Here is a 13011-nt window from a genome sequence, read left to right on the forward strand (position 1 = left end):
TGCCTGCGGCTTCGGCAGTCCAGACTGCAGATGAAACAGCCAGATCACACGATCTCGTTTCGACAAAGGCGGGCCGGTAATGACTGATTGCTCGGCGGCTGCTTATTAATGCGCAGTATGGGAATGATTTATTGCGGCCCTGAACCTTGATCGTTTCAGAATGGGAGGCCGCCCGATGGCCGAGCTTTACGACTGGAGGACGGCCTGACCACCCCGTTACCGATGTCCTTTACTACGCGCCACAGGCCTCGCTCGTGCCAGTTGAACGGAGGCCTCCCGGCGGCGGCACGACACTCTCTGAATCGGCCACCTCGGCGATGGCGTGGGCCCGCTCCTTCTCCACCTCGGCGATGATCTCCTCGGCCTCACGCTGTTCCAGTCCCCATCGGCTCATCAGCGGGCGTCGGCCGACCCGCTGATTGCCCTCACTGAGGCTCTCGATATAGGTGAGCCGCGCCGCCTCGTACCGGTCGGTGGGCAGCACCGGCAGCACACGTTCCACCTCAACGAGAGTCTCAACGGGCTGGCACACGTGGTCCTTGGCCGGCGTCTCGGTGGACGGTTGCCGGGTGTTCCGGACGATCCACATGAGCAGTTCGTACGCTCCCGCGAAGGCCAGCGGTGCCAGAGCGCTGACCAGGCGCGATCCGAGTCCGCCGGACCAGCCGTGCGCCACGTTCGCCGCCAGTGTCACCGCCCCGCCCAATGCGAGCGCCACCCATGCCAGCACCGGCACACGTAGCCGACGACGCGAGCAGTAGACCATCACCAGCGACGCCATGACGATCACACCGTCGGACATCGCCGGATACAGAATGGCCATGTCGTGTCGCTCACCCAAAGCGATCGCCAGACCGTAGAAGTGGTGGTACGAGACGTAGGCAGCCGCGCCGGCGACCCCCAGCAGGACAGCCACCGCACAGCCGAGAATGACCCGGTCCCCAACCCGATCTCGCCGAGTACGCTCGACCCAAGCCCCTTCGATCGGAACCACCTCCCCGGCAATTTCTGGTGTCGAGGGGTGGCGCACGGCCCGGCTTCCGGGTTGATCAGGTTGCCGGGATGCAGGAAGGGGTTCGATGCTGCGATCACCGAGCTCCTGCCCCCTTACCACCGCTGCCCTGAGCGCAGTTGAGATCGTCTGCTGAGGATCCTGAACTGGCGGTTGCCGAGCTTCCCCGGCATGAGCGTGTGCCGCGAGGTAGGACCCGATCTCGTTGAGGCGGGCGTGGGCACCGCCCCCTCTCCGCGTGCCTATTCCGGGCATGAGAGGTCCAGCCACGGAGCGTCGGTGCTGCTCAGGAGATGGGCGAACGGTTCAAGTCCCCCCTCGGACACCAGGGAAACCCTGAGTCTCAGAAAGTCGGAGACTCAGGGCTTTTTCGTTTTTGCCCCCGAAACGGGTTCCTGATCCTGCTCCGAATACCTCCGGTCCGCGGATCATGGTTTTCAGGCTTCGGCGACAAGCGACGCGAACCGATTGGACGCCGGGTTCGACGTCGCCCGCATCACGATCCGCAAGGTGACCGCACAGCTGCGCGAGGACGAGCCGATCATCATGACGCCCGGCACGGGCTCGTTCGTCGCACCTCGCGGGAAGCCGGTTGTCGAGTGCACCTGTCCTCATCCGGCCCATGCCCAACGCGTCTGTAACGCCCTCCCCACCCGTCTCAGGCACGTCTCCTGATGTCACCGATACATCACAGACCGAGACGGAGAGTCACATGTCCCACCCACCGGAGTCCGGGGCGCACCACCAGACCCATCCCGGCCATCACCCCTCACCCGGGTACTCGCCGCACCACCATCCCGGCCCGCCGCCGAAGAAAAAGGGCGGCGCCCTGAAGTGGTTGCTCATCATCGGCGCCCTCCTGCTCCTACCGGTCGGGTGCGTCGCCCTCCTGGTCGGCGCCGGCAGCGATCAGGCGGGCACGACGAGCGCAACCCCGGAGAAGCCCGGCGCCGCCGGCGGGGCACGGCAGGATACGCCCCCCGGGATCGGCGACCTCGTGAAGGACGGGAAGTTCGCTTTCAAGATCACAAAGACCGAGAAGAGGACCACGATCGGTGGTGAGTTCCTCAACAAGAAGGCCCAGGGCGAGTTCCTGCTGGTCCACGTGACGGTGAAGAACATCGGCGACGAGGCGCAGGCGTTCACGGGGGGCGCGCAGAAGCTGTACGACGACCGTGGCCGGGAGTTCGAGGCCGACGACGGCGCCGCGATCTACCTTGAGGACTCCAAGTCCTTGTACGAGGACATCAACCCCGGCAACAGCGTGAAAGGCATCGTGCTGTTCGACCTGGCGAAGTCCGTGAAACCGGTATACGTGGAGCTGCACGACTCGGTGTTCTCCGACGGGGTGAAGGTCGAACTGAAGTAGCCGGCATCCCGGCTGTGGCACCCTCCCGCCGGGGTGCCACGGATAGGTTCCGCCGAGCGAAAACCCCGCCGCTTTCCACAGAGTGAGAACGGGGACCCCGGGATCTCGGCTGCGGGCTCGCAGACTGGTGCCCGTGCTTCGATTGCCCTCCGTACTCGCGTGCTGCGCCGTACTTCTCACCGCCTGCGCGACCGCGGACGCCGAAAGGCGCGCCGACGCCGTGGAGGCCGCGGCGAAGGCGATCCTTTCCGGCGGCCACGGCATCCTGCTCTTCGAGCAGGCGTCGTCGGTGGGGCTCGCGGAACGGGTGACAGGGATCCGCCTCGACGCGTCGGGGCGGCCGATCTTCCAGGACGCGGAGGTAGGCGCATGACATGGAACGACTTCGCCGGAGGCCGTGCGGTGGATCCCGCGACCTTCGTCGCCGCCGCGAGCACGCTGCTGGAGTCGGCGGTCGCCGCCGCGGGCGGCGGCGAGGCCACCAAGGCCGACTTCGTCGCCGGGCTCCAGGCCACCCTGAGCACGTCCGGCCCCTATGGGACGCTGCGGCTGGACGCCGGGCTCGCCGACCGGGACGTGCGGGGCGAGCTGCGGGAGAACGCCATCGCGGTGTCCGAGGTGGTCCTGGACCTGGTGAGAACCGTGCCCGGCACGGAAGCGCCCGGCCCGTCGGACATCCACAGCAGTTGCGTGGGGTATGCCTGGATTCCACCGGTGGTCGAACGGCTCATCGCCGGTCCCGGCCTGCACGCCGCACGTAACCTCTACAACGAGTGGCTGTGGCAGCTCGTGCTGCTGCGGGACGCCCTCATCCCGTTCACCGACCCGTCGCGGGTGCGGGTACTCGCCGACGCCGATGGTCTGACCAGGCTCCAGGACGCCCGTGATTGGTTCGTCGTCCAGGTGATGACCCGGCGGATCGCCCACGCGGCGATCGTGCGATTCGCCGCCGAGGCCCTGACGGGCGGGCACGCCGAGGGGGCCTACGGGTTCCAGTACGGCGGCGCGGTGGTCCTGCCGCCGGTGGCCCTCGACGGTGAACTTCTCGGCCCGGCGTACCTGCTCGGCCTGCGCGAGGGGACGCTGGTCGAGCAGGACACCGCGTACTTCGTCCAAGGGCTTCAGGACGACGTGCCGCTGTTCCCCGCCCGAGGCGAGGACGGGCTCGCCGGTCTGGTGTTGCCCGCCGTGACGCTGGCGGTGCCGTCGTCGGCTTTCGTGGCGCAGGTGCTCCTCGAACGACTGACCGTCGAGATGCGGGACGGCAGGATCATCGAGTCCGGCCCGGCGGCCGATGTGCTCGCCGCCCCCGAGGCGCCGTTCACCCGCGAACTGCTGGCCGCCATCCCGGGCGGGCCACCGGTGGGCCGCCGTCCGGCGTGACGGGCATGGTCGTCACCGTCGTACCGGGGCGTGGTGGATGATGTCCGCCACCTCGGCCGGGGCGCCGGCGAAGACCGCGTGCCCCGCGTCGAGGGTCACCTGGACGAACTCGGTCGCGGGGGCCAGCTCGTCGGCGTGCCGGATCATCACGTCCTGGAGCGCGACGGGCAGCGCGCGGTCGCGGGTGGTGCGAACGTAGGTCCGGGGCACGGTCCCCCAGCGCTCGGCCGTGGCCCCGGTCGGGGTGGTGAGGAACGCCATCGGCTGGTCGGGGGTGAGGAGGGCGGCCATGGCCTGGAAGCCGGGGCGGTCGAGGTCGCTGAAGTAGGCCGCGTACAGTTCGTCCTGATAGGCGGGGTCGGTGCTGCGCGGGTCGATTCGCACCGCGCCGACGACCGCGGGATCGCCCAGGTAGAGCCCGCCGCCGAGCGCGCTCCGCGCCTCCGGCAGTGCCAGGTACGCGCCCGCAGGACCCAGCGAGGTGGGGACGAACGCGGTGACGTACACCAGGCCGGCCACCAGCTCGGGGGCGAGTTCGGCGACCCGGGTGGCGACCGTCCCGCCCATGCTGTGCGCGGCGACGATCGGCGGGGCGGCGAACCCGCGCAACCTGTCCACCACGTCCGCGGCCACGTCGTCGAGGCTCAGGTCCGCGAGCGGGGACACCTCCGTAGGCAGCGCGGCGACGTCTCCGCTGAGGTAGCTCGCCGGGAAGCGGGCCCGGGTGCCGTGGCCCACCAGGTCGAGCGCCAGGACGCGGCGGCCCGTGGCGGTCAGCGCCCCGGCGAGGGCCACCAGGTGCCCGGCCCCGTGCCAGGCCCCGTGGATCAGCACCACGTCACTCTTTTCGTTCACGCGACTCGACCTCCCGCCACATCTCCGTCAGCAGCCGCGTCAGTTCGGCGGGGCGCTCCTCCGGCACATAGTGCCCACACTCTTCCACCCAGTGGGCCGACACATCCGCGACGGCCTCCTGGACGGTGTCCAGCCAGCCGAGCCCGACGCCCTGCCGCGCGCCCACCACCAGCGCGGGCACCCGCAGCGGCCCGGCGGCGCACAGCTCCCGATTGTCGGCGATGTCGGTCGGCAGCGCCCGGTAGTAGCCCATGGTGGCACGCACCGCTCCGGGGGCGGCCAGGGCACTCGCGTAGACGTCCATGGCCGCGTCGTCGATCGCCCCGGTCACGTACAGGCCCACCGTGTCACGGCGGAACATGAACTCCAGATAGCCGCGCTCGCGGCCGGCGAGCAGGAACTCCGGCAGGTCGGGCACCATGTTGAAGCCGAAGTGCCAGGACCCGCCGGTCAGCGGGTTCGCCGCCGCGAGGCTCCCGCCAAGCCCGGGGATGCCCGCCTCGACGAACGTCAGGCTGCGCACCGACTCCGGGTGCAGCGCGGCGAGCGGGTAGGCGACCTGGCCGCCGACGTCATGGCCGACGAGGTGGTAGCGGGTCAGCCCGAGGGCGGCCATGAGCCGGGCCAGGGTGCCCGCCACCGTGCGCTTGTCGTACCCGCCGTCCGGTCGCGAACCGGCCCCGAAGCCGGGCAGGTCTGGGGCGACGACGGTGTACCGGTCGGCGAGCAGCGGCACCACCTCGCGCCACGCGTGGGCGGTCTGCGGCCACCCGTGAAGGAGGAGCACGGCCGGCCCCTGCCCCGCGACCACGCAGTTGATCACATGGCCCGGCAGCCGGACACGGATCGGAGAGAACCCTCTTGCCATGGCGACCATGGTGCCGGACCGAGGCCCGCTCGATATGGAGGCGTTCCCACCCAGCGGGAACGCGACATTGGGGCTGGAGCCGTGCGTTCCTACGGTCGCACTGCCGGGTAACCGCTGCTGGGAGGGTACATGATCGACTCGATGAGGGTGCTGAGTTTCTCGCACTTCGTGCAAGGGCCCGCGGCCTCGCAGTATCTGGCCGACCTCGGCGCCGACGTCGTCAAGGTCGAGCCGCCCGGCGGGTCGTGGGAGCGCAGGATCGGCAGCGCGGGGATCCGGGTCGCCGGGCGCAGCGTGACGTTCCTGTCGGTCAACCGGAACAAACGCTCGATCGCCGTCGACCTCAAGCACCCGGATGCCCTCACCGTGCTCCGACCGCTCATCGAGCGGGCCGACGTGCTGCTGGAGAACTATCGGGGCGGCGCCCTGGAACGGCTCGGCCTCGGGTACGAGGCGGTGCGCGCGATCAAGCCGGACATCGTCTACGCCTCGGCCAGCGGCTGGGGCTCTCGCGGTCCGATGGCCGGGCGGCCGGGGGTGGATCTGCTCGTGCAGGCACGCACCGGACTGGTGAACGTCACCGGCGACCACCCCACCGCGGCCGGCACACCCGTCGTGGACCAGCACGGCGCGGCACTGCTCGCGATGGGCGTGCTGGCCGCCTACGCGCGCAGGCTGACCACCGGCGAGGGCACGCGGGTCGAGTCGAGCCTGCTCGGCGCGGGGCTCGACCTGCAGGCGGAGTCACTCGCGCTGTACTACTCCGGCCGCAGGACCGAGGCGGACGTCCGTCGTCCCGCCGAGTCGGCGTGCTGGTCGATCGACGCCCCCTACGGCGTGTACCGGCTGCTGGACGCGTCGATGGTGATCGCGCTGAACGGGTCGGAGGACGACCTCGGCGACACGCTCGGCTCCCCCGCGCTGGCCGGCTACGACCAGGGGGCCAGGCGGTCCAAGCGGGAGGAGTACACCGCGGCGGTGGCCGGGGTGCTCGCCGGGATGACCTACGCGGAGGTGGCCTCCCGGCTGGAGCCGCGCGGATTCTGGTTCGAGCGGGTGGCCACCTACGACGACGTGCGTGACGACCCCCAGGTGGCTGCGGAGGGACTGCTCGCCGAGTTCCCGGTGGGCGAGGAGCGTGCGACCGTGCTGCGGCACCCGGTCCGCTACGACGGCGAGTTGCCCGGCCTGCGCACAGCACCCCCGGAACTCGGCGCGGACACCGTGGAGGTGCTGCGCGCGGCGGGGTTCTCCGCCGCCGAGGTGGACTGCTTCCTGTCTGCGGGCGTCGTGTCCGCCCCCGGGGGCGGCGAGTGAACGGGCGCGCGCTGGTCTGCGCCCGGCTCGGTGTGCCCGAGGACCTTGAGCTGGCCGACGTGGCGACGCCGAGCCCGGGGCCGGGCGAGGTGGTGGTCGCGGTCAGCCACGTGGGGCTGAACTTCCACGACACGCTGATCATCGCGGGCACACACGTGGTGAGGCCGGAGCCGCCGTTCTCTCCCGGTAGCGAGTACGCGGGGACGGTCGTGGCCGTCGGCGAGGGGGTCACGTCCGTGCGGCCCGGCGACCGCGTGGCGGGCAACGAGGAGTACGGGTGCGCCCGCGATGCCGTACTGGTCCGGGCGGACCGGGTCACCACGGTGCCCGGCGGCGTCACCGACCGGCAGGCCGCGGCGATTCTGGTGGCCTACTCGACCGCCTACCACGCACTCGTCCAGCGGGCCGGGCTGCGCGCGGGCGAGACGCTCGCCGTGCTCGGCGCCGCGGGCGGGGTCGGTTCCGCCGCCGTGGACGTGGGAAACCTGCTCGGCGCCCGGGTGATCGCGGGCGCCTCCACTTCGGAGCGGGCGGAGTCGGCCCGCCGACAGGGCGCGCACGAGACCTTCTCCTACGGCGGCGACGGCGACGCCAAAGTCGCGATCAAGGAGCTGACCGGCGGAGCGGGCGCGGACGTGGTATTCGACCCGGTGGGCGGTGCGGTGGCGGAGGCGGCGGTGCGCGCCGTCGCGTGGGGCGGCCGGTACCTCGTGGTCGGGTTCGCCTCCGGCGGCATCCCACGCGTCGGGCTGAACATCCCGCTGGTCAAGGGCTCCTCGGTGGTCGGGGTGTTCTGGGGCGAGTTCGTCCGGCGGGACCGGGCGACCCAGGAGCGGAATCTGCGCCAGATCTTCGACTGGGCCGCGGCCGGTCGGCTGCGCCACCACGTGCACGACGTGCTCCCGCTCGACCAGGGGCCGCGTGCCCTGCGCGAACTGGCCGACGGCCGGGTCCGGGGCAAGCTGCTGCTGCGGGCGGGTGGCCCTGCGGGATGACGAACGCCGTCCGACCGGACCGCGGGGCGACGACGACGCCGGCGGCGCTGACGGCGCTGCTCGCGGGCACCCTGCTCGCCCCGCTCAACTCCTCGATGATCGCGGTGGCGCTCGCGCCCATCCAACGCGATCTCGCCCAGCCGCTGGCCACGACGACGTGGGTCGTCACCGTCTTCTATCTGACCGCCTGCGTCTGCCAGCCGGTGCTCGGCCGGGTGGCGGACCGCGTCGGCCCGCGCAGGCTGTTCGTGGCCGGGATGGCGGTGGCGGCCGTCGCCTCCGCGGTGGCGGCCACGGCCACGTCGCTGCCACTGCTCGTGCTGTGCCGGTGCGTGCAGGCCGCCGGCGTGTCGACTGCGTTCCCGTGCGCGATGGTCGTCATCCGGCGGAACGGCGACGCGACGCGGCTGTCCACCGTCGCGACGGTCAACACCACCGCGGGGGCGGTCGGCCCGGTGCTCGGCGGACTGCTGACGTCCTGGGCCGGGTGGCAGGCCATCTTCTGGGTCAATCTGCCGGTCATGCTGGGAGCGCTGGTGCTCGCCTGGCGCGCGATCGGCCCCGAGGAACGGCGGCCCGCACGCGGAGGCCTGGTCCGCGCGATCGATCCGGCGGGGGTCGTCCTGTTCGCGGGGACGGTGATCGGCCTGCTGGATCTGATGCTCGCCCTCCCGAGGGTCTCGGTTCCCGGCTTGGCGACCGTGGTCGTCGCCGGGACCGCGTTCCTGTTCTGGGAACGGCGTACCGCCGAGCCGTTCGTGGACGTCCGCGCGCTCGCCGCGGCACCCGGGCTGGTGCCGGTGCTCGGCACGTTCACGCTGTTCAACCTGGCCTACTACGGCGCGTTCTACGGGCTGCCGCCGTGGTTGCAGACCGCCCTCGGGTTCGACGCGGCACACACCGGACTGTTGATCATGCCGATCGCGGCGACCAGCGTCGTGGCGACCGTGCTCGGCGGTCCCGTCATGCGCCGGCTCGGCATCGGACGGACCCTGCTGGCCGGCGGCGGACTGCTGCTGGCCGGCGTCGCCGCGATCACCACGTTCGACACCACGACGCCCGCGTGGGCTGTCGTGGTCGACGGCGTGGTGCTCGGCGTGCCGTACGGGTTGTGCAACCTCGGGTTGCAGAGGCTGATGTACGAGCGCGCGCCCACCGGCATGTCCGGCGTGGTCGGCGGTCTGTTCCAGTCGGCCCGCTACGTCGGCGCGATCCTCGCGGTCGGGCTGGTCGGCGCGTCCGCCCCCGGCGACCCCGCCATGCCCGTCGACCCGCGTGCGCTCGCGGTGGCGATGACCGCCGTCGCGACGGCCGTGATCGTCATACTCGCCCTTGACCTGCGGCGATCTCGAAACGATGAGGTACTATCCATGCACCGGACGGCTGATCCGCGATGACTCGACCCACGATTGTCCCCATGAGCGCACCCCGAGACGCCCACAAGCCTGGCCGGACGGTGTCCAGCCGGGTCTTCGCCCTGCTCAACGCCTTCTCACCGGAGCGGCCCGCGCTCCGCCTCGTCGAACTGACCGCCGTCACCGGGCTGCCGGTCTCGACGGTGCACCGTATCGCGGCCGAACTGGTCGAGCTGGGGGCGTTGAAGAAGGAGCGCGACGGCGTCTACCGGATCGGGCTGCGCATGTGGGAGCTGGGCTCGCTGTGCCCGCAACCGCGCACGCTGCGGGACGTGTCGCTGCCGTTCATCCATGATCTCTACGAGACCACGGCGGAGAACGTCCACCTCGCGGTGCTCGACGGCGACGAGGTCCTCTACGTCGAACGCGTGTGGGGGCACCGCTCGGTCGACGTGGTCAGCCGCGTCGGCGGGCGCTCTCCGCTGCACGCCACGGGGGTCGGCAAGATACTGCTGGCCCACGCGTCGCGCGAGCTGCAGCAGGCCGTGCTGACAGCCGGGCTGAAGCGCTACACCCCGCACACCATCGTCATGCCCGGCCTGCTGATGCGGTCGCTCCAGGAGATCCGCGCGACCGGCATCGCCCGGTGCGCCGAGGAGCTGTCGCTGGGCACCGTGTCCGTGGCGGCCCCCATCCACGGGCCCGACGGCAAGGTCGTGGCGGCGCTCTCCGTCGTCTCGCACACCGTCACCCGTACGCGGTCACTGGCGGCGGTGGAACCCGCGCTACGGCTGGCGGCGAAGTCGATCTCCCGTGAGCTGGCCAAGGGCTACACGAGCGGGCAGGCCGGCACCGTCACTCCGATCCGGTCAGCAGCGCGGTAGCCGTCCCCGCCAGGACGGCCGCGGCGTTCCCCGGCGCGAGCCCGAGCGCCGCGACCGTACCGAGCGGGTCGGTGTCGGCGAGTTCGAACGGATAGTCCGTGCCGACGAGCACGTGGTCCACGCCGAAGTCCTCGACGAGCCGTCGCAGCAGCGGGGTCGAGAAGGTGGCGGTGTCGTAGTAGAGGCGGCGCAGATAGTCGCTCGGTGGACGCGGCGTGGTCCTGGCGACCGGTTTGCGCGACCAGCCGAGGTCCAGCCTGCCGAGCAGGGACGGCAGGCACCCGCCGCCGTGTGCCAGGCACAGCGACAGGTCGTGCCTTTCCAGGACTCCGCCGAGCACGAGCCGTGAGACGGCGAGCGCGGTTTCCATCGGGAAGCCCGCGAGCTGAGGTAGCCAGTAGTCGGCGAGCCGCGGGCCGCCGGGGGCGCTGTTGGGGTGCAGGAAGACGAACGCCCGGCGCTCCGCGAGGAGCTCCCACAGCGGCTCGTGCACGGGATCGTCCAGTTCCGCACCGAGGCCGCGGGTGCCGATGGCGATGCCCGCGCATCCCAGCTCGTCCAGACAGCGGCGGGCCTCGTCCGGTGCGGCCGGCGTGCCGAGCGGCACGTACCCGAGCGGGTCGAGCACCCCGCGGTGCCCGGCGAGGAGGTCGGCGAGCGCGTCGTTGCCTCGGCGGACCACGGTGAGGACGTCCCGCTCGTCGGCGACGTCGGCGCATGTCACGAACGGCGGCACCGACACGAGCTGGCGGGTGACGCCCATGCGGCGCATGTCCTCCAGCCGCTCGGCGACGTCGTACTGGGCGGGTGACAGCGGGATCGGCGCGTCCTTCGGTATCCCGGAAACCAGCGGGTCGATCCTGACCACGCCCGCGGCGAGGTCGGACAGATCGGCGAGGCCACGGCCGGACAGCCAGGTCAGCAAGGACATCGGCAGCGCATGGGCGTGCACGTCGATCACCGGAGCGGGCACCGGCGTAACGTCGCTCATCCGGCCACCTCGGCGAGCCGGGCGCGGTCGAGCCGTCCCATGACGTCGCGAAGCAGCCGCTCGACCGGGAGGACCGCGTCGATCACGACGGGGGCGTCGCGCAGCGCGTCGCGCACGGCCTTCTCCGTCGTGTCCCACGACGCCGTGTCCAGCGACGCGACGTCCTCCACGAGAACGGCGACGCATCCGGGGCCGGTCGGGACGACCGCCGCCGGATGCCCGGTGTGTCGCGACACGGCGGCCTCCAGATCGTCCGGGCACACGTAGGCGTCTCCGATCCGCAATACGTCCTGGACGCGGTTGACGTGGTGAAGGCGGCCGTGGGCGTCGCGCCGGCAGACGTCGCCGGTGCGCAGCCAACCGTTCTCGACCGGCGTGCCCGAAGGGAAGGCGTAGGCGCGCGCGGTGGTCGGGCCCCGTACCCACAGCTCCCCCGCCTGCCCCACCGGGAGGTCACGGCCGCCGGGACCGCACACGCGGACCTCGGTACCGGGGAACGGCACGCCGAGCGAGGAGCGAAAGCGCGGGTCCAGGTGGTCGGCCGGGCGGGTCCATGCGATCGTCTTGGGCACCTCGACCTGGCCGAACACCCCGCACAGCACCTCGCCGAACAGCGCGTGCGCACGGTCGATCTCCTCGCCTGTGAACGAGGCCCCGCTGTAGACCACCAGCTCCAGGGACGACCAGTCGTGCCCGGCGGCACCGGGGTGGGCCAGCAGCGCGCGCAGCGCGGGCGGCATCGCCATCAGCACGGTCGGACGGTGCCGGACGGCGGCCTCCAGCAGCGCGTCAGGGCCGGGACGTTCCGGGACGACGAACGTCCCGCCCAGCATCAGCGTCGGCAGCACCATGTTGCCGAAGCCGCCGGACACCGACTCCGGGCACAGCACGCGCGGCCGTTCCGGCCACGGAAGGGTGTCGCGCAGCACGGTCGCCACCGCGCCCAGCGCACCGCCGGACAGCTCGACGCCCTTGGCAGGGCCGGTGGCGCCGGAGGTGAACGCCAGCCGTACCACCGCGCTCGCGGGCGCGGGCGTGCGTACGGCGATGCCGGGCTCCCCCGCGGCCGTCAGGTCGCGATCGGTCAGCACGCGTACTTCCGGACGTGCCCGCAACCACGCGTCCAGATCCGGGTCGCCCGGCTCGGCGAGCACGGCGTCCGGCGCGACGAGGTCCAGCCGCTCGGCCAGTGCCGCGCCGCGCAGCGCCCCCGGCGACAGCGCGGCCGAACGATGGCCCGCCACGTAGCAGGCGGCGTTCACCAGCCACTGCAGCGGGTCGTTGGGCCGGATCTGCAACACCGTGTCACCCGGCCGCAGGCCGGCCCCGGCCAGCGTGTCCACCACGCCCAGCACCAGCCGCTCCGCCTCGCGGTAGGTCAGCCCGGCGCTTCCGTGCAGGAACGCGACGTGGCCGGGACGCGCGCGCAGCGCGTCGAGCACCAGGTCGCCGATCGCCGTCACAGCCGTTCGTCCGGCATGACCGTGCCGCAGGATTTGCAGGTCCTCGCCACGACGTCGCCGTAGAACCGCTGGTAGGCGCCTGCCACCGGGTCGGTGCGGTAGTCGCTCACGTGGACGGCCTCCTCGTGGAGGAACTCATCGCAGGCGGGACAGAACCAGCGGAAGCGGTCCAGCTCGCCCGGCCGCCGCAGCCGTTCGATGACCAGCACGAACGCGTCCGGCGCGAACCGGGGCGAGTGGGCGATGCCGGTCGGTGTGAAAATGGTCCCGCCCTCGGGGATCACCGCGATGTCCGAGCCACCCTCCGGCTTGCGGTAGTGCAGGTCCATGGAGCCTCGCACCATGAACATCACCTCGTCGCTCGGGTTGAGGTGGAACTCGCTGCGGTATTCGCGGCCACGGGCGAGGAAGGCGAGCGACTCGCTCTCCTGCCACAGCACCTTGACCCGTTTGCCGCTCTCCTGCAGTTCGCCGGCCGCCTTGCGCAACTCGACGATGGGCATCTGGCTGGGGTGCATG

14 protein-coding genes are annotated in these 13011 nt (G+C 71.6%); 7 read left to right on the forward strand and 7 right to left on the reverse strand.

From position 1 onward, the window contains the following. Positions 1–232 precede the first annotated feature (232 nt). Positions 233–916 carry a DUF2637 domain-containing protein gene (locus ABZ664_RS30730; protein ID WP_362517393.1) on the reverse strand — a complete coding sequence of 228 codons (684 nt, stop codon included), beginning with the start codon at positions 914–916 and terminating at the stop codon, positions 233–235. Between the two features lie 533 nt (positions 917–1449). Next, on the reverse strand, positions 1450–1617 hold the full coding sequence (locus ABZ664_RS30735) for a hypothetical protein (protein ID WP_362517395.1): 168 nt from the start codon (positions 1615–1617) through the stop codon (positions 1450–1452). A gap of 107 nt (positions 1618–1724) precedes the next feature. Here ABZ664_RS30735 and ABZ664_RS30740 point away from each other — a divergent pair, with 107 nt between their 5' ends. From ABZ664_RS30740 to ABZ664_RS30750, 3 genes are all read left to right on the forward strand, one after another. Further along, entirely contained in the window at positions 1725–2381 is a 657-nt protein-coding gene (locus tag ABZ664_RS30740; protein ID WP_362517398.1) for a DUF4352 domain-containing protein, read from the forward strand. A 133-nt stretch (positions 2382–2514) separates the two neighbouring features. After that, entirely contained in the window at positions 2515–2754 is a 240-nt protein-coding gene (locus ABZ664_RS30745) for a hypothetical protein (RefSeq protein ID WP_362517401.1), read from the forward strand. Continuing rightward, a complete protein-coding gene (locus tag ABZ664_RS30750) occupies positions 2751–3764 on the forward strand; it encodes a hypothetical protein (protein WP_362517404.1) in 1014 nt (337 codons plus the stop codon). The genes ABZ664_RS30745 and ABZ664_RS30750 overlap by 4 nt, the downstream gene beginning before the upstream one ends. Before the next feature lie 12 nt (positions 3765–3776). Here ABZ664_RS30750 and ABZ664_RS30755 read toward each other — a convergent pair whose 3' ends face one another. Beyond that, positions 3777–4619 carry an alpha/beta hydrolase gene (locus tag ABZ664_RS30755; RefSeq protein ID WP_362517407.1) on the reverse strand — a complete coding sequence of 281 codons (843 nt, stop codon included), beginning with the start codon at positions 4617–4619 and terminating at the stop codon, positions 3777–3779. Next, complete coding sequence (locus ABZ664_RS30760; RefSeq protein ID WP_362517411.1) at positions 4603–5487, reverse strand: alpha/beta fold hydrolase; 885 nt, start codon at positions 5485–5487, stop codon at positions 4603–4605. The genes ABZ664_RS30755 and ABZ664_RS30760 overlap by 17 nt, the downstream gene beginning before the upstream one ends. 129 nt (positions 5488–5616) lie before the next feature. Here ABZ664_RS30760 and ABZ664_RS30765 point away from each other — a divergent pair, with 129 nt between their 5' ends. Genes ABZ664_RS30765 through ABZ664_RS30780 form a run of 4 tightly spaced genes read left to right on the forward strand, consistent with a single transcriptional unit; the run spans position 5617 to position 10038 of the window. After that, positions 5617–6804 (forward strand): CoA transferase, encoded by a 1188-nt coding sequence (locus ABZ664_RS30765; RefSeq protein WP_362517414.1) that lies wholly within the window; start codon positions 5617–5619, stop codon positions 6802–6804. Then, positions 6801–7799 (forward strand): NADPH:quinone oxidoreductase family protein, encoded by a 999-nt coding sequence (locus ABZ664_RS30770; RefSeq protein ID WP_362517417.1) that lies wholly within the window; start codon positions 6801–6803, stop codon positions 7797–7799. Before ABZ664_RS30765 ends, ABZ664_RS30770 begins: the two co-directional genes overlap by 4 nt. Beyond that, complete coding sequence (locus ABZ664_RS30775) at positions 7796–9196, forward strand: MFS transporter (RefSeq protein ID WP_362517420.1); 1401 nt, start codon at positions 7796–7798, stop codon at positions 9194–9196. Before ABZ664_RS30770 ends, ABZ664_RS30775 begins: the two co-directional genes overlap by 4 nt. A 20-nt stretch (positions 9197–9216) precedes the next feature. After that, on the forward strand, positions 9217–10038 hold the full coding sequence (locus ABZ664_RS30780) for an IclR family transcriptional regulator (RefSeq protein ID WP_362517423.1): 822 nt from the start codon (positions 9217–9219) through the stop codon (positions 10036–10038). On the opposite strand, the gene ABZ664_RS30785 is transcribed toward ABZ664_RS30780, so the two are convergent. From ABZ664_RS30785 to ABZ664_RS30795, 3 genes are read right to left on the reverse strand one after another with little or no spacing between them, the layout of a single operon-like run. Beyond that, on the reverse strand, positions 10010–11029 hold the full coding sequence (locus tag ABZ664_RS30785; RefSeq protein WP_362517426.1) for an amidohydrolase family protein: 1020 nt from the start codon (positions 11027–11029) through the stop codon (positions 10010–10012). The two genes, ABZ664_RS30780 and ABZ664_RS30785, sit on opposite strands and share 29 nt — an antisense overlap. Next, complete coding sequence (locus tag ABZ664_RS30790) at positions 11026–12492, reverse strand: AMP-binding protein (protein ID WP_362517429.1); 1467 nt, start codon at positions 12490–12492, stop codon at positions 11026–11028. The genes ABZ664_RS30785 and ABZ664_RS30790 overlap by 4 nt, the downstream gene beginning before the upstream one ends. After that, on the reverse strand, positions 12489–13010 hold the full coding sequence (locus tag ABZ664_RS30795; RefSeq protein WP_362517433.1) for a hypothetical protein: 522 nt from the start codon (positions 13008–13010) through the stop codon (positions 12489–12491). The genes ABZ664_RS30790 and ABZ664_RS30795 overlap by 4 nt, the downstream gene beginning before the upstream one ends. Position 13011: the final 1 nt, after the last annotated feature.

The organism is Streptosporangium sp. NPDC006930, from assembly GCF_040635605.1.
Classification (GTDB): domain Bacteria; phylum Actinomycetota; class Actinomycetes; order Streptosporangiales; family Streptosporangiaceae; genus Streptosporangium.